Consider the following 20,754-nt stretch of genomic DNA (forward strand, 5'->3'; position numbering starts at 1 on the left):
TCGCCCGCCACCACCCTCAACGGACGCCTGCGGCGCAGTACCCCCTGTTCGTCGCCCGCCACCACCCTCAACGGACGCCTGCGGCGCAGTACCCCACACCGCTCGCGACGGGCAGCATCCACCGAACACGCCCTGAACCGTCGCGCTTTTTGCGGCTGGCCGGGGTTGTAACCCGTGCACCGCGGGGTATGCCGGTATCACTTTTCCAGCGGCTCACTCCATACAGCCGGAAGGAGCGGTGCCGGGCCACGCGGCCCCGGCGCCGGTGAGGACATGAACCCGGTACCCGTTTCACTGCCCTTCGCTGACAGGTCCGAGGCAGGCCGACGCCTCGCTGAGCGGGTGCGTCCCCACGCCGTCAACGATCCGGTCGTGCTCGCGCTGCCGCGGGGCGGGGTTCCGGTCGGCGCGGAACTGGCCCAGCGCCTGGACGCCGATTTCGATGTGCTCGTGGTCCGCAAGATCGGTCTGCCGGGGAGGCCGGAGACCGGAGTGGGCGCGATCTCCGAGGACGGACACGTCCTCTACGACGACCGGGCCCTCGCCCGGCTACGTGTGCCACGGCAGGCCCTGTCCGACACCGTGGCCTCCGAACGCGACGAGCTCGACCGCAGGCGCCGCGTCTACCGGGGGGAACGCCCCGGTCCCAGAATCGCCGGGCGCGACTGCGTGATCGTCGACGACGGGGTCGCCACCGGTGGCACCGCGCGCGCCGCGCTGCGCATGGTCCGCCATGCCGCCCCGTCGCGGTTGGTGCTGGCCGTGCCCGTGGCCTCCCCAGAGGCCATAGAGACCCTGCGGGCTGAGGCTGACGCCTTGGTGGTGCTCAGCGCGCCGGACAATTTCCGGGCGGTGGGGGAGTGGTACAGCGACTTCGACCAGCTCTCCGACGGGCACGTCACCGCGATCCTGGACGAACGCGACCGCCTTCACCAGCGTCCCGACGCGGCCAGGGCCGTGCGGATCCGGGCCGGACAGGTCTACCTGGACGGTGACCTCACCATGCCGACGGCGCTGCGCGGTGTGGTGGTGATGGCCTTCGGGGAGAGTCGGAGCGACCCCCGGTGGCGGGCCATCGCCTCGGCCCTGCACCGTGCGGGATACGCCACGCTGCTGCTGGACCTGCTCACCGGGGACGAGCGGGGCCCGGGTGACACCGGAACGGAGACGCGGGTGCTGGGTGAGCGTCTGAGCGCCGCCGTGACCTGGTTGCGCCGCGCCACTGACGCGGCGAGCGAACCGTTGGGCGTGCTCGGTTCGGGCGCCGCCGCCCCCGCGGCCCTGGTGACGGCAGCGGAGCGGCCGCAGGACGTGGCGTCGGTGGTGGTCCACGGCGGGCGTATCGACCTCGCTGAACCGAGCCTGCCCGCGGTGCGGGCCCCTGCCCTGATCCTGTTGGCGAGTGAGGACTCGTTCGTGCGTGAACTGGGGGAGTGGACGCGCGGACGCATGGGTGGACTGTCCGACCTGCGGGTGGTGTGCGGGGCCGAGCAGCTGTTGCACGGTGCCCAGGAATGGCGCCAGGTTGCGGTGGCGACGCTCGACTGGTTCGGCCGGCACCTGTCGCGGCACGCGGAGTGAGTCCGCCCCTTTGTGGGAGGTTCCTGCCGGCTGGGCCGGACGGGTGTGGAAATGTCCGGAGGGCATGGAAAACCCGCGGCGCCCTCGACGTCGATCGTCGGGGCGCCGCGGGTTAACGGGGCCGGGGCCACCGGGAGAGATCCGTTAGGCGGGGGAACTCCTGGAATTTAGGCGGCGTTGGCGCGTCGCATACGGCGACGGCGCTCGGAGGCGCGCTCGTCCTCGTTCAGTCCACCCCACGTGCCGTACTTCTCCGGACGCGAGATCGCGTAGTCCAGGCAGTCGGTTCGAACGGGGCAGGCCGCACAGATCTCTTTGGCCTTGCGCTCGCGAATCTCCCGCTCCGGTTGGCGCTCGCCATCGGGGCCGAAGAAGAGCACAAGGTCCTCGCCCCGGCACGCGGCGGCATCCTGCCACCCCCAGCTCGGGCGGGGGCGCAGCGCGGCCTGCCGACGTACCTGAGACATGCTTGAACCACCTCTACTGAAATCACTAGTAAGCTGTCTGAAAAAGCTTCAGTCACCAAAAATTGGTCATGCGGCGCGAGTCACCCCGCACGACGCAAACGTCGAGCGGTGCTGGCGTTGTTCCCCGGTGTGGCTGAAACCACGAGAAGCGCCATCACAGAGGCGATGCCTGCCGATGATGGGGTGCTCACGCGAACGGCTGGGGAGGCGGTGACAGCCCCCGTCCTAGCCGGTACGTAATCATGCCATCCCCACTCCCGATCATGCACGGGGGGTGGGGAAATTGCTCATCCAACCGTTACCGAAACCTGATGCCTGGCGTCCGGTCTCTGGTTGTCTGTCAGATTTTGTCGCAAATCGCGAGATCTACCGTCTTGCGAAGGACATAGGTCATCGTATGGCGCCATGTCCCTCCTGCCTAGGGGGTCGCCCTGATGCGCCCATCACATTGTGGTCCCGCACGGCCTCCGAGATTGTGTGTGACCGTATGTCCTCACCCAGAGCGACGGCAGGTCGGCCTCCCAGCGGTCTCCTGACACCGGCACCCGGGACCCGACGTTCGGTCGAACCCGCCCTGCCCCGTCCTGCGCTGCCCCCTAGGGGAAGGGCCAGGGAAGAAGTGGGGAACAGGTCATGGTGTGTGGGCGTCCCAGACGATAGAAAACAGGATGCGCTCGTTTCGGCTCCGCCGGACGAACGCGCGCCCATCCCACTCGGGACCGAAGCAAGGAGACGAACACCGTGGCCCTCTTGCGGCTCATCCTGAACATCATCTGGATCTTCGTGGCCGGATTCTGGCTGGCGATCGGCTATGTCATCGCCGGGATCATCTGCTGCATCCTCATCGTGACGATCCCCTTCGGTATCGCCTCCTTCCGCATGGCCAGCTACGCGATCTGGCCCTTCGGGCGCGACCTCGTGCGCCGCCCCGGTGCCGGTGGCGGTACGACCGTCATGAATGTCATCTGGCTGATCGTCGCAGGCTGGTGGCTCACCATCGGCCACATCGTCACAGCGTTCGGTCTGGCGATCACCATCATCGGCCTGCCGATGGCCTGGGCCTCCCTCAAGATGATCCCCGTGGCCCTGGCGCCCTTCGGCAACGAGATCGTGCACAGCGGACGCCCGCGGGAACCCTGGCAGTTCTGACAGTGTTGTCCCCCGCGGTTCGCGAGAACCCTGACCCCCATACGTGCATCCCCCGGAGAATGGAGTACATGTGCAAGCCCAGCGGCCGGGAGTATGGGCGCTCCTGAACAAGTGGCTTAGCGCCCGCAGAGCTCGTGCCGAGCGCCTTGCCCAGCTTGAGGCCCAAGAGGCTGAGGAGCAGGCGGAACCGGAGGCCGAGAAGGAGGCCGAACCGGACGACGACATGGGCGCCGGTGACCTGCTGCGGGTTGTCAGCGACGTCGCCTGGCGGGTCCTTCTCGTCGGGGTGGTCGCGGGTCTGCTCGTCTACGCGGCCATCTACCTCTCGATCGTCACCCTGCCGGTCATCATCGCGGTCTTCATCACCGCGCTCCTCATGCCCCTGGCCAGCTGGTTCCGTCGCAGGGGACTGGGCCGCGGCCTGTCCACCGCGGCCACGGTCCTCACCGGACTGGCCGTACTCAGTGGTGTGGTCACGCTGGTCGTCCAACCGGCCATCCAGGGCTTCGACGGTCTGGTGCGCAGCGTCTCCCGGGCGGTGACGCAACTCCAGGAAATCGATGTCCCCTTCGGGCTCGATCCGGCGCTCTTCGCAGAGATGATCGACAACGCCTGGGAGCAGATCCAGGGGATCATCACCGACAACACCGACCAGCTGCTCACCGGGGCCTGGACCGCCGGCGCGGCCGTGGTCCAGATCCTCATCAGCCTGGTGCTGATCATCGCGCTTACCGTGTACTTCCTGCACTCCGGTGACAAGCTCGTCGACTGGTTCGTCAGCCTGCTGCCGCCCAAGTCCCGTCCGGGCCTGCGCCACGCCAGCAACGTCGCCTACGGGGTGATGGGCCGGTACGTGCGCGGAGTGGCCATGGTCGGTGTCATTGACGCTGTCGGTATCGGCATCGTCCTGCTCATCTTCCTGGACCCGAACCTCGCGATCCCCCTGATCGTGCTCACGTTCGTCGGGGCGTTCCTGCCGGTCATCGGAGCCTTCCTCACCGGCCTGCTCGCGGCGCTGGTCGCTTTGGTGACCGAGGGGCCGGTGATCGCCCTCGTCATCGTGGCTGCCGTGGTCGTGGTCCAGCAGGCCGAGAGCAGCATCTTCGCGCCGCGCATCTACGGGCAGGCGTTGGAACTGCCCTCGCCGATCGTCCTGATCGCCATCACCGCGGGCGGCATACTGGGCAACATCGTCGGGATGTTCCTGGCCACCCCGATCGCGGCTGTGCTCGCGGCGCTGCTCCGCAACCGGCCTCCGTCGCACGTCAACGAAGAGCAAGAGGAACAGGGTGACGACAGGCGGTCGCCACCCGACAAGGAGGCGGCCGCTGTCGTGGTCGTCGCGCCCTCCTCGGAGAAGGAGGGGCCCGCCAAGGAGTGACCTCGCACCGGGTTCCTGTTCCCGGGGAATGCGCCGTGCCCCCGCCCCCGTTGTGTGGGTCGGGGGCACCCCCGTGTCCGGAGGCCGGTCGGCGGAAAACCTCTCGCTCCACTCCGCGCCCGTGCCGTTAGGCTGGGTCGGTCCGTCTGTAGGACCCCGTCCTCGACGACCCCGCCGCGACAAACCCTTCAACCACCTTTGAGGATGCCCCACCCATGTTGATCGCCACCGACCTCGAACTACGCGTCGGACCTCGACTCCTGCTGGAGCCGACGACCTTCCGTATCGCCTCGGGGGACCGGATCGGACTGGTCGGCCGCAACGGTGCGGGCAAGACCACCATGACCAAGGTGCTGGCGGGTGAGGGCATACCCACCGGCGGCACGGTGACCAGCTCGGGCAGTATCGGCTACCTGCCGCAGGACCCCCGGACCGGCGACCTCGACGTCATCGCCAAGGACCGGGTGCTGTCCGCACGCGGTATCGACGAGGCGCTCAACGGTCTGCGCGAGGCCGAGAAGAAGATGACCAGCGACCACGAGAAGACCCGTAACAAGGGTGTGCGTGCCTACGCCCGCTGGGAGGAGCGCCTCCACGTGCTGGGCGGGTACGCGGCCGAGTCCGAGGCCGCCGCCATCGCCTCCAGCCTGGGCCTGCCGGACAAGGTACTGTCGCAGCCTCTGCACACGCTCTCCGGTGGTCAGCGCCGCCGGATCGAGCTGGCCCGGATCCTGTTCAGCGGCGCGGACACCCTGCTGCTGGACGAGCCGACCAACCACCTGGACGCCGACTCCATCGTGTGGCTGCGTGATTTCCTCAAGTCCCACCAGGGCGGGCTCATCGTGATCAGCCACGATGTGGAACTCGTCGAGCACGTGGTCAACAAGGTGTTCTACCTGGACGCCAACCGCAGCGTCATCGACATCTACAACATGGGCTGGAAGCTCTACCAGACCCAGCGGGAGGCCGACGAGCGCCGTCGGCGCAGGGAGCTGGCCAACGCCGAGAAGCAGGCCGACACCCTGCGCAAGCAGGCCGACAAGTTCCGCGCCAAGGCCACCAAGGCGCGCGCCGCACAGCAGATGCTCAACCGTGCCGACAAGCTTATGGACGGGGTCTCCGGGGTCCGCAAGTCCGACAAGGTCGCCAAGCTGCGCTTCCCGGACCCGGCTCCGAGTGGTCGCACACCGCTGATGGCAGAGGGGCTGTCCAAGTCCTACGGCTCCTTGGAGATCTTCTCCGGTGTGGACCTGGCCATCGACCGGGGTAGCCGCGTGGTGATCCTGGGTTTGAACGGTGCGGGCAAGACGACGCTGCTGCGCCTTCTGGGCGGGGTCGAGGAACCCGACACCGGTGAGGTCCTCCCAGGCCACGGACTCAAGCTCGGCTACTACGCTCAGGAGCACGAGACCCTGGACGTGGAGCGGAGCGTCCTCGAGAACATGATGAGCGCGGCACCCGACCTCCCCGAGGTCGAGGCCCGCAAGACCCTGGGTTCGTTCCTGTTCACCGGGGACGACGTGGCCAAGCCCGCCGGGGTGCTCTCCGGCGGCGAGAAGACGCGCCTCGCCCTGGCCACTCTGGTGGTCTCCAGCGCCAACGTCCTCCTGCTCGACGAGCCCACGAACAACCTTGACCCGGCCAGCCGCGAGGAGATCCTGTCGGCCCTGCGCAACTACAAGGGCGCGATCGTGCTGGTGACACATGATGAGGGCGCGGTCGAGGCGCTGCAGCCCGAGCGCGTCATCATGCTGCCCGACGGTGTCGAGGACGTGTGGAACGCCGAGTTCGAAGACCTCATCGCACTCGCTTGAGGGGTTCCTGTACGAGGTGGGCCGTGTGACCACGGTGCGGGGGTGGACGTCCGGAATCCTGGGAGGTTCACCCCCCTCCTTTTCGGTCGGGGTTAATGTCCCTCCGAAACCGGGGTCGGTCGGCGTGGCGCCTGGTGAATGTGGCGGTGTGTGAGGGCGATGTCCGATCATTGTCCGTGCCGGACCAGTAGGGATGCCGGTCATCGTCAATGGGGAGAGAACTGTGAGTGACGCCTTGAGAAAGGGCGCCCGGGTTTCGGGTGCGGACCGCTCCGAGCTGGCGGCGCAGCTGAAGAGTCGGTACGACGCGGGTGAGAGCATCCGGGCCCTGGCGGCCGCGACCGGCCGTTCCTACGGTTTCGTGCACCGCCTGCTCGGCGAGGCCGGGGTGGAGCTGCGCGGACGCGGCGGGGCGACACGCAAAGCCTGATCCCGGTAGCACCCATGGTGTTACTGGCCAGTAGGGTCGGTGCATTGCCAACCGATGTGACGGAGGAACCCATGGCACAGGCATCGGCGGAGTCCGGGAAACTGGATTTGCCCACCGAGGCGGAGCTGACCCGGGCCGGCTTGAAGCTCGCGGTGGAGGGTGCGGTCGCGCGCATCACCATCAGTCGACCTGAGCGGCGTAACGCGATGACCGGGCGCACCTGGACGACTCTGGCCCACATCGGCCAGGCGCTCCCCGGCGATGTCCGAATCGTCGTCATTGCCGGAGACGGTGGCATCTTCTCCGCGGGTATCGACCTCAACATGTTCACCCCCGAGGGGGTCGAGGGCGAGCGTTCCATCGTCGCCGGGATCGCCGACGGGTCGTCGGACGAGGCCGAACTGGACTCCTACATCGACGAGCTCCAGCAGGGTTTCCGCTGGCTGCGCCGACCCGACCTGGTCACCATCGCCGCCGTTCGCGGTCACGCCATCGGCGCCGGATTCCAGCTCGCGCTCTCCTGTGACCTGCGCATCCTCGCCGACGACGCCAAGTTCTGCATGAAGGAGCCCGCCCTTGGTCTGGTCCCGGACCTGACCGGCACCAAGCCCCTGGTGGACATCGTCGGCGTGCACCGTGCCACCGAGATCTGCCTGACCGCGCGCAAGGTCGGAGCCGAGGAGTCCCGCGACCTCGGACTGGCCACTCTGGTGGTCGGGACCGACGAGCTCGACGGCGCGGTGGACGACGCCGTCGCGGGTCTGTTGGCGACCAACCCCGACGCCGCCGTCGCGACCAAGGCGCTCCTCCAGGAGGCCGTCGGCAACACGCTCGACGAGCAGTGCGCCGCCGAGCGCAAGGCGCAGGTGGGCCGCCTGACCGCGCTGGCTAAGAGCATGGCCCCGGGCGCCTGACCTCGGCACACCACACGGGGCGGGGTGGGGAGATCCGTATCACCGGCGAAAAGCGCCCATCCCGTCCCCGCCCTCGGAGGATCTCTAGTACGCTGCTGCAAGCGGTCGTTCGATAGCCGCGCGCATCCGGGCGCGCCGGGCCGCCAAGACGCGGAGAGCGTGTCGACCCAGTCGGCGTCACTCTTAACCCGAAGAGCACACGAGCCCCACATGCATCGGGGCCGCTTCCGCGTGTGATCAGGCGCGTTTGTGTGATTTCTTCGCTGGGTCCGCTGTGGCCGTGTGGAGCCTTCCTCGAAACGCTGCCAAACGATGAGGAAGGTACACGTCACTTGACGACGGACACTGCCGTAATGCCCGCTTTCGACAGCCTTGGTCTTCCCAAGGACGTTGTCGGTGAGCTGGCGAAGAACGGTGTGACCAACCCGTTCCCGATCCAGGCCGCGACCATCCCCGACGCCATCGAGGGCCGCGATGTCCTCGGCTGCGGTCGTACCGGATCGGGCAAGACCCTGGCTTTCGGCCTGCCGGTCCTGATGCGCTGCTCCGAGCGCCGTGCCGCCGCCAGCCGCCCCCGTGCGCTGGTCCTGGTGCCCACCCGAGAGCTCGCGCACCAGGTGCGCGACGCGTTCCGCACTTACGCCCGCGTTCTGGGCGTCAAGGTCGGCGACGTCGTGGGCGGTAGCTCCTACACCCGCCAGATCAACGAACTGCGCCGCGGTGTCGACGTCCTCGTCGCCACGCCGGGCCGCCTCACCGACCTCATCGACCAGGGCGCCTGCGACCTGGGCGACGTCGAGATCTCGGTGCTGGACGAGGCCGACCAGATGTGCGACATGGGCTTCATGCCGCAGGTCAGTGAGCTTCTCGACCAGGTGCACCCCGATGGCCAGACCCTGCTGTTCTCGGCGACGCTCGACGGTGACGTCGACAAGCTCGTCCGCCGGTACATGAAGAACCCGCAGACCCACTCCGTGGACCCGCCGGTCTCGCAGGTCACCACCATGGAGCACCACCTGCTCAAGGTGCTGCCCCGCGACAAGAACAAGATCGTCGCCCAGATCGCCGCGCGCGAGGGCCGTACCCTGCTGTTCGTGCGCAGCAAGTACCGCGCCGACACCATCAGCGAGCAGCTGGCGGAGGCGGGCGTTCCCAGCGCCTCCCTGCACGGCGGCAAGACCCAGAGCGTGCGCACCCGCACCCTGGCCAAGTTCCGTGAGGGCAAGATCCAGGCCCTGGTCGCCACCGACGTCGCCGCCCGCGGCATCCACGTCGACGGCATCGACCTGGTCGTCAACATCGACCTGCCCACCGGGCACAAGGACTACCTGCACCGCGGTGGCCGTACTGCCCGAGCCGGCTCCTCGGGCGCCGTCGTGTCCCTGGTCGCGCCGAACCAGCGCCGTATGGCCCGCCGCCTGATCAACGACGCCGGTGTCGACGCCAAGCAGCACCTGGTCAACCCCGGTGACGAGCTCCTCTCCGAGGTGACCGGAGCCAAGGAGCCCAGCGGGGAGCCGTGGATCGAGCCCCCGGAGCCCGAGCGTCCCCGCCGCGGCCGTGGCGGTCCCCGTCGCGGTGGTTACCGCGGTGGCGGCGGCGGTTACCGCGGCGGTGGCGGCGGTTACCGTGGCCGCCGGAACGACCGCGGTGACGGCGGTTACCGTGGCGACCGCCGCAACGACCGCGGCGACGGCGGCTACCGAGGCGACCGCCGCAACGACCGCGGCGACGGCGGCTACCGAGGCGAGGGCGGCGACCGTCGCGGCGGTGGTGGTTACCGTGGCAGCGACTCCCGTGGCGGCTACCGAGGTGGCCCCCGCCGCAACGACCGCTACAACTCCGCTCCGCAGAGCTAGCGATACCTGAGGTCCGGCGCATGTGAGGGCGGGACACCAGACCCCGAGGCGGGTCCGACTCCGGTCGGGCCCGCCTCGTCAGCGTTTACGGTCCTTTACCGCCCCTTCGCATGTCCCAGTTGGCCGAAACCCGGTCCGACGAGGACAGTTGCCGGAAACCCCGATGTCGTACTCGGGACCACACGCCGCCTGAAGGGGAACGCGTGACCGTCCTCAACAACGTCCTGGTCGCCCTCAACGACGCCTTCTGGACCTTCTTTCTCATCCCGCTCTTGGTCGTGCTGGCCCTCTACTTCACAGTGCGATCGGGGTTCGTCCAGATCCGGCTCCTACCGGAGATGTTCCGGGTCCTGCGAAGCAGCCCCGGCACGGCACCGGACGGCGGCAGGGAGATCTCTTCCTTCCAGGCGTTCGCGCTCTCGGCGGCCTCCCGAGTGGGCACCGGCAACATCGTCGGTGTCACGTTGGCGATCATGCTGGGCGGCCCAGGGGCCGTGTTCTGGATGTGGGTGATGGCCGCGGTCATCAGCGCGGCGTCGTTCGTGGAGTCCACGCTCGCCCAGCTGTACAAAGTGCGCACCAGTACCGGATTCCGCGGCGGTCCGGCCTACTACATGCTCTACGGCCTCAACCGCCGGTGGATGGGTGTGCTGTTCGCGGTGGTCATCACCGTGACCTTCAGCTTGGTCTTCAACTCGGTGCAGGCCAACAGCATCGCGGGGGCTATCGGCACCACTGTGGGCGAGTTCGGCGGCCCCACGGGCTTGGCCCTGAACGCGGTGGTCGGCCTCGCCCTGGTCGCCCTCACCGCGGCGGTCATCTTCGGCGGCGTCCGCCGTATCGCGCACGTCGCCCAGGGCTTGGTCCCGTTGATGGCCATCCTCTACATCCTGCTGGGCGTCGCGGTCATCATCGTCAACATCGAGTCCGTGCCGGGGGTCTTCGCCAGCATCTTCGCCCACGCCTTCGGTATCCGCGAGGTCGCCGCGGGCGGTGTGGGTACCGCGATCCTCTGGGGTCTTCGGCGCGGCATGTTCTCCAACGAGGCGGGCCTCGGTTCGGCACCCAACGCCGGTGCGACCGCGTCCGTCTCCCACCCCGCCAAGCAGGGTCTGGTCCAGACCCTGGGGGTGTACTTCGACACCTGGATCGTCTGCTCGGTGACCGCGTTCATCGTGCTGCTGTACGGCACGGAGTTCGCCCCTGACCTAGAGCCCATCGTGGTCGCGCAGATGGCGCTCCAGGAGTCGTTGGGCACCTGGTCGATCCACGCTCTCACGGTCATCCTGTTCCTGCTGGCCTGGACCTCGGTTCTGGGCAACTACTACTACGGTGAGTCCAACCTCCAGTTCATGGACGCCAGCCCTCAGCACATGACCTACTTCCGTTCCGCGGTCCTGGCCGCGGTCTTCCTCGGTTGCGTGGCCCCGCTTGTCGTGGTCTGGAGCTTCGCAGACATCACCATGGGCGTGATGGCCGCCGTCAACCTCCTGGCCCTGGCGCCGCTCTCTACGGTGGCCTTCCGGCTCCTGGCCGACTACAGCCGCCAGCTGCGCAACGGTCTGGACCCGCAGTTCAACCTGGCCAAGATGCCGGACCTGCAGAACGTGTACTGCTGGGGTGAGGCCGGAGGGCCGCTCCCCGACGACGTGGACCGGGCTGATGGGCCCCCGGTCGGTGACCCGGATCCGCAGGAGGCCCCGGTGGTCGATGGCGGTGAGGGCATGCACAGCCCGGATCGGCAAGAGGGCCACGACGAAGAGGGGCCGGAGACCGGCCGCGGCGACGGACGGGACTCCTGAACCCCCTGACGGCCCGGGGAACGGGTGCCCTGGGGCGCACTTTTGTGCGTTGTCCTGTCCACAGCTTGGCTAGGTGCGCGCAAACGATAATGATTTTCGGCTACTATGCGGGGAGATCCCAACCGAGCCCGACGGAGTACCCCTGTGTCCGAACGGAAGACACCGGCGCGCGGCTCCGCGCCCCCTAGTTCCACCTCGCTCGGCGACTCGTTCGGCGATGGCTGGGACGACCGCGGAGACGAACTGCCCCCTGCCGAGTGGGGGCGGCGCAACAGCTCGCGGAGAACCGGAACGGTATGGCTGTTCGCCCTCTTCATCACGGCCATGGCGATGGTGCACGCCTGGTTCTCCGATGAACTGACCAACCAGGCCTTTCTGGCCTGGGCGACCATCTTCACCGCGATCAGTTTCCAGGCACTGCCCTTTCTCGTCTTCGGTGTGGCGTTCTCCGCCGCACTCGTCGCCTTCGTGCCCGCATCGTTCTACCGGAGGTTCCTGCCCAGCGACCCCCGCCGGGCAGTGCCCGTGGCAGGTGCCTCCGGTGTGCTCCTGCCGGGTTGCGAGTGCGCCTCTGTCCCCATCGCGGGCAGCCTGATCAAGCGCGGGGTGGCTCCAGCGGTCGCACTCACCTTCCTCCTTGCCGCTCCGTCCATCAACCCCATCGTCATGATCGCCACGGCCGTGGCCTTCGCCGGACAACCGGAGATGGTGCTCGCCCGCTTCCTGGCCTCTCTGCTCGCCTGTGTGATCGTGGGTTGGATCTGGGTGCGCTTCGGCCGCGCGGACTGGCTGCGCCTGCCGGCGCGCATGCACACCCCCGGGGCCTCCAAATGGAAGGCCTTCCGGGAGTCGATGCTGCACGACATGATGCACGCGGGCGGCTACCTGGTGGTGGGCGCGGCGGCTGCCGCCACGCTCAACGTGATCGTGCCCCGGTCCTGGCTGATGGCGGTGGCTGACGCGCCCGTCATTTCGGTGCTGGTACTCGCACTGCTGGCGATCATCCTGTCCATCTGCTCCGAAGCGGACGCCTTCGTCGCGGCCAGTCTCACCGATTTCTCCCCGACCGCGCAGCTCGCGTTCATGGTGGTCGGTCCTATGGTGGATCTCAAGCTTATCGCCCTGCAGGCCGGGGTGTTCGGCTGGAGGTTCGTTGTTCGCTTCGCTCCCATCTGTCTGGTGGCCGGTCTGGCCTGTACTTTCCTCGTGGGAGGTCTGATCCTGTGAACCGCATAGCCCAGGGGCTCACGCTCGTTCTGCTCGGAGCCGCGGCGCTCACCAGTACGGTTCCCACAGACCTCTACCTGAACTGGGTCAAGGCGGGGTTCGGGCCGTTTCTGGTCGCCACTGGCGTGGTCATGATCGCGCTCGGAACGCTGGTCATCGTGGCCGAGGTGCGTGGCGAGGACCCCGCCCTCGACCAGGGGGAAGCTGTCGCGGACGGGAGGGCCGAAGACACTCCAACCGTTGAGGGTGCCGTCGACTCCGGCCGCACGGAGCTGCACCAAGCCGTTGCGGACTACGACGGAGGGCGGTCCGCCGCGAGCGGCGGACACGGGCACGACCACGCCCGCGCCCCCGGTATGGCCTGGCTGCTCCTGCTTCCTGTCGTATCGGTGTTCGTCGTGGCGCCGCCCGCGCTCGGCTCCTACTCCGTCGAGAGCTCCGGTGGCTCCTCCGGTCCGCCGCCGAGGGACGAACGGTCCTCCTCCCAGTTCAGCGACGGCCTGGAGGACGCCGCTCCGGGAGAGGCCGTGGAGCTCGGCATCCAGCAGTTCGTCATGCGGGCCTGGGTGGATGAGGAGCGGGAGCTCTCGGGCCGGGACATCAAGCTCACCGGCTTCTCCGTCCCCAACGAGGACGGGGACGGCTGGTACCTGGCCAGGCTCCAGATGGCTTGCTGCGCCGCGGACGCGGTCGTCAACAAGGTCCTCGTCACCGACCACCCGGAACCGGAGGCCGACACCTGGTGGGAGGTCACCGGCACCTGGGTGGAGCCTGAGGGAGACCTGTACGACGCCGCGGAGCACGAGATCGCGACCTCCTCGGTCGTGGAGGTGACCAACCCGCCGGACCCCTACGAGTAACCGGGTTCGACCGAAAAGGGCTGGTTGGGACCTTGTTCCCGTTCGTGCTGTTCGGCCGCCACACCGGGGGCAATTCGCCGGTTTACTGTCGCGCTGGGTGACAATGGGCGAGTGGGAGAACGGTATGAGCGGCTCCGGAGATCATGGCGCGCACTGCGGCCACGCTCCATCCGTGCCCGGGTCACCGCCGGGGCGGTCGCCATGCTCGCCGCGGTCGTCTGTCTTCTCCTCGTCCTCTCCTTCCTGGTGATTCGGCAGGTGGCCCTCGACCAGGTGCGGGACCTCGCGGCCGAGGGAGCGCGCCAGGTGGTCGACCACATCGTGACGGATCGTTACGAGGGGTCGATCCCGTCCACCGGAGCCGTCATCCAGCGTCTCCAAGTGGTCGACCAGGAGACCCATGAGGTCCTGGCCGCGAGCGAGCCCATACGCGGCCTTCCCGCGCTGACGGACGAGTCCCCCCAAGAGGATGACTTCCGACTCGACACCACCGTCTGCGGAGGGGTCGCCGGGGAGGGCCCCGGGGAATGCCTGCAGGTGGTGGGGTACTCCGTCACCGACTCGGCCTACGGGGACGTGGTCGTCCTCGGGGCCGCTCGGACCCCGCAGCTGCTGGTCACCAACGCGCTGGAGTACGTGCTGGTCGGACTCTCGATACTCCTGGTTACCGGGACCGCCCTGATCATCTGGTACGGGGTCGGCAGGGCCCTGCGCCCAGTGGAGGAGATCAGTGCCGAGATGGACCGCATCACCATGAGCGACCTGCACCGCAGGCTGCCCGTGCCCAAGAGTGATGACGAGATCGCCCACCTGGCCCGTACCGCCAACGCCAGCCTCGTCCGGCTTGAGGAGGCCGTCAGCCAACAGCGCCGGTTCGTCTCCGACGCCTCTCATGAGCTGCGCAACCCCATCGCCGGGATGCGCACGAAACTGGAGGTCGAACTCTCCGACCCCGAACCCGATCCGCGTGCCAGGGAGAGGACCCTGAACGGGTTGCTGTCCGACACCGAGCGGTTGGAGAACATCGTCTCCGACCTGCTGGAACTGGCCCGGCTGGACAACGACATGGCGCTGACGCGCGAACGCGTGGACCTCACCGCCTTCGTGGAGCAGGAGTTCACCGACCGGCACAGACGTCCCGAACTGCGCGTGCACGCTTCCGGGCCGGTGTACGCGGTCGTCAACCGGCTCCGGCTCGTGCGGGTCCTGACCAACCTGGTGGCCAACGCCGAACGCCACGCGAACAGCCGCATCGACATCATCGTCCAACGCGAGGACGGCGCCTCAGTGGTGGAGGTCCACGACGACGGAGCGGGGATCCCGGTCGAGGACCGCGAACGCGTCTTCGAGCGCTTCGCACGGCTGCCGGAGTCGAAGGAGCGCGACCCCGGGGGGAGCGGTCTGGGCCTGGCCATCTCCCGGGAGATCGTGCGCGCCTACGGTGGGAGCCTCGTCGCCCGGCACAGCGATCTGCTCGGTGGTGCCCAGTTCCTCCTGCACATCCCGGACAGGAATGCCCCATAACACGCCCTACCCTGGGTGGAATGGGGGAGAAGAAGGCAGGTTGGGTCGGGCGCGCGGCGCTGCTCACCGGGTGGTTGCTGCTGGTGCTCTGGGCCTTGCTGAGCGGACTCGACCTGGAGACCGTCCGGTCCTGGACCGATGATGCGGGCCTGGGCGGCTCCCTCGTGTACCTGGCCTCCTACACCTTGGCCGTCCAGGCGATGCTGCCCCGCCCCGCGCTCAACATCGCGGGGGGACTGTTCTTCGGCCTGGCCCTTGGTGTGGTCCTTGCCCTGATCGGTGGGGTCCTCGCCGCCTTGACCCAGTTCGTCGTGGCCCGGCACGTGGCGCGGGACGCGGTCTCGCGCAGGCTGCCGAAGAGAGTCCGGAGCAGGCTGGAGGGCCTGTCCGGCGGCCGCGCGCTCTTGACGGTGGTGCAGTTGCGGCTGATACCGGTCCTTCCCTACCAGGTGGTCAACTACGGGTTCGGGCTGACCGGGATGCGGGTGATGCCCTTCGTGCTTGGAACCGCGATCGGGTCGCTGCCCACTACTGTCGCACTGGTCCTGGTGGGGGCCGGCGGGGCCGATGTCGGATTCCAGGTCGCACTGGGCACCGGTGCCGTGGCCGTGGTCATCGGCGCGGGCTGGTGGCTGTACTCCCGCCGTTCGACGGCCGGGCGTGCGGCGGCGGAGAACCCGGCCGCTGAGCCTGCGGAGGCCGGGCCTTCGGAGAAGGTGCCCTCGGAGGACCGGCCCGCAGAGCCGGGGTGTTCGGAGAGCGGGCGGGCGCGGGGCTGATTCCCGCGCCCGCCGCCCCTCACCCGGTGCCGTCGTACAGGTCGACCTCTTCGGGATCGGGCCGGTCCAGGTCGAAGGGCAGGATGTCCCCGCCATCGCTGTCGGTCACCCGTGGTTCCTGGAGGACGTCAAGCTCCTCGTCGGCGTTGTTCTGGACCACCATCACACCTGAGTAGCCGCTGTGGTCATCTTCGGTGGCCACGAAGGGCACCAAGCCCGGCCCGGCCCACTCATGGGCGTGCAGGGTGTCGATGAGGGTCTCGCGGTCCAGGTCGGGGCCGACTTCCATGAGGAGCTGGGCGAAGAGGGTGGCCTGCACCATGCCGTACACCGTGGTGTCGGTGAAGGGCGCGCCTTCGTTGTACTCGTCGTGGAGCTCGCGGTAGAACTCGGTCCACGGGTCGTCGGGCTGGGCCACCATCGGCAGGAACGCGGTGATGATCAGACCGTCGAGGAAGGCTTCCGGCGGTACGTCCTCCGCGGGGGTGCCGTCGGCGTACTCGGAGATGAGGTCGGTGACGACCTCGACGTCGCCGCCGAAGCTGGGGGCCACCCACTGGGGTTCGTAGCCGATGGACTGGGCCTGGAGGACGGCCAGGCCCAGGAAGGCGGGGATGCAGTAGCACACCGCGACGTCGGCGCCGGACTCCTTCAGCTCGGCGATCTGGCCGTCGAGTTCGGGGACGCCGGGGTCGTAGGACTCCCAGGCGACGATCTCGTCCATCAGGTACTGCTCGATACCCGCGTGGGAGGCGGGGCCGACGTCGTCGTTCTGGTAGAGCAGGCCGACGTCGTCACCGGAGAAGTTGTCCGCGATGTAGGACCCCTGGACCTTGGCCTCCTTGGAGTAGTCCACCTGGAATCCGTAGCTGAGAGGGTACTCGTCGGGCTGGTCCCATTCCAGTGCGCCGGAGGAGACGAAGAGGTCGGGGACGCCCTCCTCGTTGAGGTCGTCGATGATCGCCTCGTGGGTGGGGGTGCCCAGACCGCCGAGCATCGCGAAGATCTCGTCGTCGTTGATGAGGGTGCGGGACGCTTCCATCGTTTGGGCGGGGTCGAAGCTGTCGTCCTCCACCCGGTAGTCGATCTGGCGGCCGTGGATGCCGCCGTTCTCGTTGATGTAGTCGAACACGGCACTGGCACCGGTGGAGACGTGCTCGAAACCGGGGGATGCGGCCCCGGTGAGCGGCTGGTGGGTTCCGATGACCACGCTGTCCTCGGTGACCCCCATCGTCGCGTTCTTCCCCGTGTCGCCCGCCGATTCGGGGTCGCCGCAGGAGGCGGCGAGAACCGCGACGGCGAGCGCCGACGCGATGATTCTCAGTGATCGCATGGTTGAAGTCCTGAACTCGGTTGTGCCTTCGCAGCGGGAGGCCTGGTATTCGGCCCGTGGGGGAAAGCGGCTTCGTAGCTCGGGAGAGGTATCGGGGGGCGGGTACGCCTACTCGCTAGTACGTTACCGGTTGGTAAACATCATACGAGTGCTGTTCATTACTGCAACCCCCGGTAACCCCCAATGGTGTGACCAGTTCGGGTGGGGGTCAGGACTCGGGCCGGCTCTCGAAGCTCGGTCCGGTTCTCCGTCCCTGGGGTGGGTCTCAAAGCCATGCCCGGGTTCAGGTCGTGGTCGGCGCGGGCTCCCCGCCGGTCGGCGGCCGACCCAGGAGCTCCCTGGCCAGCCGTGCGACCCGGTTCGCTGACTGGTGTACTGCGCTGTCCCGGCGCCAGACCAGGAGATGGCGGAGCTGTATCGGGGCGCCGTCCAGCTGGCGCACCACAACGCCCCGGCCCGAGTCGAAGTCCGACTGGCACGGGGCGATGGCCCGGCGGTCGGCGATGAGGTCGCGGATCTCGGAGCGTTCGTAGAGGCGGTAGGGGACTTCAGGGCTGAATCCCGCCCGTTGGCAGGCCAGGTAGAAGCATTCGGGCCAGCCGGTGCCGTCCGGCGGCGTCAGGGCCCAGGAGTTCCCGGCCAGGTCCTCCAAGCGTATGAACGGCTTCTCCGCGAGGGGGTGGTGGGCCCACAGCGCGACGTGGAGCGGGTCCACCGCGAGCATCGCCCAGGCGAGCGGGCCGTCCGTGGGTAGGTCGCGGTCCACGTAGTCGATGGTCGTACCCATGTCGAGACGGCCGGCCCGGACCAGGTCGGTGACCAGCTTGGGCGAGTACTCGGTACGGACGTGGACCGGCACGTTGGGGAAGATCTCGGGCATGCGCGCCGACAGTTCCACGGTGAGCGGGCCGATGCCGCCCACTCTCAGCGTGCTTGGAGAGGCCCCGCGCGCGGTGATGTCGTGCAGGAGGTCGTCCATGGACAGCAGGACCGCCCGTGCGCGGACGAGGACGAACTCGCCGAGCTCGGTCGGTCGCACCCCCGAACGCCCGCGTTCGAACAGCTGCCCGCCGACCTCGCGTTCGATCCGCTGCAGCTGGGTGGTGAGCGCGGGCTGAGAGGTGGAGAGCGCCGCGGCCGCCCTGGTCACGCTGCCGGTGTCAGCCAGGAGGCAGATCGTACGGAGGTGGCGGAGTTCGAGGTCCATGCGTGGAATCTAAGGCGCGGAAGGCCCTTGTGTACAGACGTGCGTGCCAGAACGGATGCGATGCACATCCCGTCCAGTGGTCCGGGTTCATACGCCGCCGCTGTCCAGGGTGGAGGTCGATCGGGCGGGGCGGTGGGATACAGTGCCGTCGGTCACCATATAGTTGGACGACCTACTAAATCCGTGGGGAGAGGTCATGGCGGTCGAACGCACGCTGCACACACCCGAGGCTGAGCAGCTCATGGAGCTGACCCGGGAGATCGTGGACAAGGAGATCGCCCCGCGCGCCGCCGCGGACGAGGAGAACTCCGTCTTCCCCCGCGACGTCTTCGCCACCCTGGGCGGAGCCGGGCTGCTCGGCCTTCCCTACCCCGCCGAGTACGGCGGTGGCGAACAGCCCTACGAGGTCTACCTCCAGGTGGTGGAGGAGCTCGCCCGTGGCTGGCTCGCGGTCGGACTGGGCGTCAGCGTCCACACGCTCTCCTGCTATCCGCTGGCCGCATTCGGCACCGACGAGCAGCGCGCGGCGCACCTGCCCGCGATGGTCGGCGGTGACCTCCTTGGTGCCTACTGCCTGTCCGAGACCGCCTCCGGCTCCGACGCAGCAGCCCTGACCACCCGTGCCGAGAGCACCGAAGACGGATACCGCGTCAACGGTGCCAAGGCGTGGATCACCCACGGGGGGCGGGCCGACTACTACGCGCTCTTCGCCCGCACCGGCGACGCGGACTCGGGCGCACGGGGCATCAGCTGCTTCCACGTCCCGGCGGACGCCCCCGGCCTCGGATCGGCGGCCCCGGAACGCAAGATGGGCATGTGCTCCTCGCCCACGGCCGGTGTGCTCTTCGAGGACGTCGAACTGGGCGCGGACGCGCTCGTGGGGGAGGAGGGCCGGGGCTTCGGGATCGCCCTGTCCGCCCTGGACTCCGGTCGCCTGGGCATCGCCGCGTGTGCGGTGGGACTGGCCCAGGCCGCCTTGGACGCCGCGCTCGCCTATTCCCGCGAACGCCGCCAGTTCGGCACCGCCATCGGTGACTTCCAGGGGGTGGGCTTCATGCTCGCCGACATGGCCACGCAGGTCGCCGCCTCCCGCGAGCTGTACCTGGCGGCCGCGCGCAGGCGCGACGCCGGACTCCCGTTCGGTAAGCAGGCCGCAATGGCCAAGCTCATGGCCACCGACACGGCCATGAAGGCCACCACCGACGCGGTCCAGGTCTTCGGCGGCTACGGGTATACCCGCGACTTCCCCGTCGAGCGCTACATGCGCGAGGCCAAGGTCCTGCAAATCGTCGAGGGCACCAACCAGGTACAACGCATGGTGATCAGCCGTCACCTGGCCACCGCTTAGTTCCGCGCGAACCGCGCCGGGGTCAGGAGCGCAGGAGGTCGGCGGTGCGCTCAGGGGGGTGCACCGCCAGCTCCACGGGGCGGTCCGTCAGCACGGCCAGCGCTGACCGGTAGTCGGGCCCGCGCTCCAGGTCCGACAACCACGTGGACCCGGGTGCGCCGCCGCCTTCCCAGGACACCAGCCGCGGCTCGGTGTGCGGCGGGGTGACGGCCACTCGGCGCAGCCCGCCGGACAGGCCCAGGCCGGTCGCCTTGAGCAGGGCTTCCTTGCGGGCCCAGTAGCCGAAGAATGCGCCGATCTGACCTTCGCCGGACAGCTCCCGCCAGGCCTCTTGCTCGGTGTCGGCCAGCGTATACCCGGCCAGCCCCGCCAGGTCACGTGTGTCCGAGACCCGTTCGACGTCCACCCCGACCGGCGCGCCCGAGGACAGGGCCAGGACCACCCACTCACCCGAGTGGCTGACGGAGATCTCCCACCCCTTGGCCGCACCGGAGGGCACCGGCTTGCCGTGGGGCGTGTCGTCGCCCCCGCTTGCACCGGTCCGCGACTTCTCGTCACAGGACAGGCAGTGCAGGTCGAAGGTGACCTTCTCGGGAGCGCAGCCCGCGCGCTCGGCCAGCGCCAGACGGGCCAGCGAACGGCCCAGCAGGTGGCGGTCGCGGTCGGCCTGGAGCCGGAATCGGGACTGGCGGGCGAGTTCCTCGCTGTCCAGCAGACGCAGCAGACGTTCGCTCGCGGTGGAGGTGTGGGCCCACCACACCGTGGACTCAAGTGGCGCGGAGCTGAGGGTCATGCCTCCATTGTGGCTGATCTTCCGGCGGATCGGTGGTGTGAGCGGGAGGGAAACGGGGCATCCGGTAAGTGGCAGGTCAGCCCGCCCCCTTGGAGGCTCAGATGTCTGTCGTCATGTTGTTCGGGGCCGCGTCGCTCATCGGACTCGTGGCCCTCACCGCGGTCATCCTGGTGACGCTCCTGACGGAGAAGCCCGAGGCCGGGACACAGTCCCGTGAGGACCGGCCCGTACCCTGATCCGGCGCGGTACCCCTGCCGTGCACAACACGAGAGCACGGAAAGTGGGT

At 68.6% G+C, this 20,754-nt stretch carries 18 protein-coding genes; 14 read left to right on the forward strand and 4 right to left on the reverse strand.

Annotated elements, in window-relative coordinates; translation table 11 throughout:
* The first annotated feature begins 273 nt into the window (after positions 1-273).
* Complete coding sequence (locus ACYVD1_RS25870) at positions 274-1,581, forward strand: phosphoribosyltransferase family protein (protein ID WP_460777084.1); 1,308 nt, start codon at positions 274-276, stop codon at positions 1,579-1,581.
* 167 nt (positions 1,582-1,748) lie between these two features.
* On the opposite strand, the gene ACYVD1_RS25875 is transcribed toward ACYVD1_RS25870, so the two are convergent.
* Complete coding sequence (locus ACYVD1_RS25875) at positions 1,749-2,048, reverse strand: WhiB family transcriptional regulator (protein ID WP_017588640.1); 300 nt, start codon at positions 2,046-2,048, stop codon at positions 1,749-1,751.
* Positions 2,049-2,789: 741 nt separating this feature from the next.
* Here ACYVD1_RS25875 and ACYVD1_RS25880 point away from each other — a divergent pair.
* The 11 genes from ACYVD1_RS25880 (at position 2,790) to ACYVD1_RS25930 (ending at position 15,787) form a co-directional block, all read left to right on the forward strand.
* Positions 2,790-3,197, forward strand: coding sequence for a YccF domain-containing protein (locus ACYVD1_RS25880; protein WP_460761693.1), 408 nt, complete (start codon positions 2,790-2,792; stop codon positions 3,195-3,197).
* A 70-nt stretch (positions 3,198-3,267) separates the two neighbouring features.
* Entirely contained in the window at positions 3,268-4,578 is a 1,311-nt protein-coding gene (locus tag ACYVD1_RS25885; protein ID WP_460777085.1) for an AI-2E family transporter, read from the forward strand.
* 215 nt (positions 4,579-4,793) lie between these two features.
* Positions 4,794-6,392: an ABC-F family ATP-binding cassette domain-containing protein gene (locus ACYVD1_RS25890; RefSeq protein ID WP_460777086.1), complete on the forward strand. Its 1,599-nt coding sequence runs from the start codon at positions 4,794-4,796 to the stop codon at positions 6,390-6,392.
* Between the two features lie 223 nt (positions 6,393-6,615).
* Positions 6,616-6,822, forward strand: coding sequence for a helix-turn-helix domain-containing protein (locus ACYVD1_RS25895; RefSeq protein ID WP_460761684.1), 207 nt, complete (start codon positions 6,616-6,618; stop codon positions 6,820-6,822).
* A 71-nt stretch (positions 6,823-6,893) separates the two neighbouring features.
* Positions 6,894-7,736: an enoyl-CoA hydratase/isomerase family protein gene (locus tag ACYVD1_RS25900; RefSeq protein WP_460777087.1), complete on the forward strand. Its 843-nt coding sequence runs from the start codon at positions 6,894-6,896 to the stop codon at positions 7,734-7,736.
* A gap of 353 nt (positions 7,737-8,089) precedes the next feature.
* Positions 8,090-9,595: a DEAD/DEAH box helicase gene (locus tag ACYVD1_RS25905; RefSeq protein ID WP_460777088.1), complete on the forward strand. Its 1,506-nt coding sequence runs from the start codon at positions 8,090-8,092 to the stop codon at positions 9,593-9,595.
* A 203-nt stretch (positions 9,596-9,798) separates the two neighbouring features.
* Complete coding sequence (locus ACYVD1_RS25910) at positions 9,799-11,397, forward strand: alanine/glycine:cation symporter family protein (RefSeq protein ID WP_460777089.1); 1,599 nt, start codon at positions 9,799-9,801, stop codon at positions 11,395-11,397.
* Between the two features lie 144 nt (positions 11,398-11,541).
* A complete protein-coding gene (locus ACYVD1_RS25915; protein WP_460777090.1) occupies positions 11,542-12,624 on the forward strand; it encodes a permease in 1,083 nt (360 codons plus the stop codon).
* Complete coding sequence (locus tag ACYVD1_RS25920; protein ID WP_460777091.1) at positions 12,621-13,484, forward strand: TIGR03943 family putative permease subunit; 864 nt, start codon at positions 12,621-12,623, stop codon at positions 13,482-13,484. The genes ACYVD1_RS25915 and ACYVD1_RS25920 overlap by 4 nt, the downstream gene beginning before the upstream one ends.
* A 111-nt stretch (positions 13,485-13,595) precedes the next feature.
* A complete protein-coding gene (locus ACYVD1_RS25925; RefSeq protein WP_460777093.1) occupies positions 13,596-15,008 on the forward strand; it encodes a sensor histidine kinase in 1,413 nt (470 codons plus the stop codon).
* Between the two features lie 20 nt (positions 15,009-15,028).
* Positions 15,029-15,787 (forward strand): TVP38/TMEM64 family protein, encoded by a 759-nt coding sequence (locus ACYVD1_RS25930; RefSeq protein ID WP_460777095.1) that lies wholly within the window; start codon positions 15,029-15,031, stop codon positions 15,785-15,787.
* A gap of 19 nt (positions 15,788-15,806) precedes the next feature.
* On the opposite strand, the gene ACYVD1_RS25935 is transcribed toward ACYVD1_RS25930, so the two are convergent.
* Both ACYVD1_RS25935 and ACYVD1_RS25940 read right to left on the reverse strand, forming a co-directional pair.
* Positions 15,807-17,120, reverse strand: coding sequence for an ABC transporter substrate-binding protein (locus ACYVD1_RS25935; RefSeq protein ID WP_460777096.1), 1,314 nt, complete (start codon positions 17,118-17,120; stop codon positions 15,807-15,809).
* Positions 17,121-17,403: 283 nt separating this feature from the next.
* Positions 17,404-18,327 carry a LysR family transcriptional regulator gene (locus ACYVD1_RS25940; RefSeq protein ID WP_460777097.1) on the reverse strand — a complete coding sequence of 308 codons (924 nt, stop codon included), beginning with the start codon at positions 18,325-18,327 and terminating at the stop codon, positions 17,404-17,406.
* A 196-nt stretch (positions 18,328-18,523) separates the two neighbouring features.
* Here ACYVD1_RS25940 and ACYVD1_RS25945 point away from each other — a divergent pair, with 196 nt between their 5' ends.
* Complete coding sequence (locus ACYVD1_RS25945) at positions 18,524-19,675, forward strand: acyl-CoA dehydrogenase family protein (RefSeq protein WP_460777098.1); 1,152 nt, start codon at positions 18,524-18,526, stop codon at positions 19,673-19,675.
* A 22-nt stretch (positions 19,676-19,697) separates the two neighbouring features.
* On the opposite strand, the gene ACYVD1_RS25950 is transcribed toward ACYVD1_RS25945, so the two are convergent.
* A complete protein-coding gene (locus tag ACYVD1_RS25950; RefSeq protein WP_460777099.1) occupies positions 19,698-20,468 on the reverse strand; it encodes a 4'-phosphopantetheinyl transferase family protein in 771 nt (256 codons plus the stop codon).
* A gap of 101 nt (positions 20,469-20,569) precedes the next feature.
* On the opposite strand from ACYVD1_RS25950, the gene ACYVD1_RS25955 reads away from it, so the two are divergent.
* Positions 20,570-20,704, forward strand: coding sequence for a hypothetical protein (locus ACYVD1_RS25955; RefSeq protein WP_460777100.1), 135 nt, complete (start codon positions 20,570-20,572; stop codon positions 20,702-20,704).
* Positions 20,705-20,754 lie beyond the last annotated feature (50 nt).

It is taken from the genome of Nocardiopsis nanhaiensis (genome assembly GCF_054778635.1).

Coding starts and splice junctions, on each gene's coding strand:
- ACYVD1_RS25870 (WP_460777084.1), top strand. CDS start 274: ATGAACCCGGTACCCGTTTCACTGCCCTTCGCTGACAGGTCCGAGGCA.
- ACYVD1_RS25900 (WP_460777087.1), top strand. CDS start 6,894: ATGGCACAGGCATCGGCGGAGTCCGGGAAACTGGATTTGCCCACCGAG.
- ACYVD1_RS25930 (WP_460777095.1), top strand. CDS start 15,029: ATGGGGGAGAAGAAGGCAGGTTGGGTCGGGCGCGCGGCGCTGCTCACC.
- ACYVD1_RS25935 (WP_460777096.1), bottom strand. CDS start 17,120: ATGCGATCACTGAGAATCATCGCGTCGGCGCTCGCCGTCGCGGTTCTC.
- ACYVD1_RS25940 (WP_460777097.1), bottom strand. CDS start 18,327: ATGGACCTCGAACTCCGCCACCTCCGTACGATCTGCCTCCTGGCTGAC.
- ACYVD1_RS25950 (WP_460777099.1), bottom strand. CDS start 20,468: ATGACCCTCAGCTCCGCGCCACTTGAGTCCACGGTGTGGTGGGCCCAC.
- ACYVD1_RS25955 (WP_460777100.1), top strand. CDS start 20,570: ATGTCTGTCGTCATGTTGTTCGGGGCCGCGTCGCTCATCGGACTCGTG.
- ACYVD1_RS25875 (WP_017588640.1), bottom strand. CDS start 2,048: ATGTCTCAGGTACGTCGGCAGGCCGCGCTGCGCCCCCGCCCGAGCTGG.
- ACYVD1_RS25890 (WP_460777086.1), top strand. CDS start 4,794: ATGTTGATCGCCACCGACCTCGAACTACGCGTCGGACCTCGACTCCTG.
- ACYVD1_RS25945 (WP_460777098.1), top strand. CDS start 18,524: ATGGCGGTCGAACGCACGCTGCACACACCCGAGGCTGAGCAGCTCATG.
- ACYVD1_RS25905 (WP_460777088.1), top strand. CDS start 8,090: ATGCCCGCTTTCGACAGCCTTGGTCTTCCCAAGGACGTTGTCGGTGAG.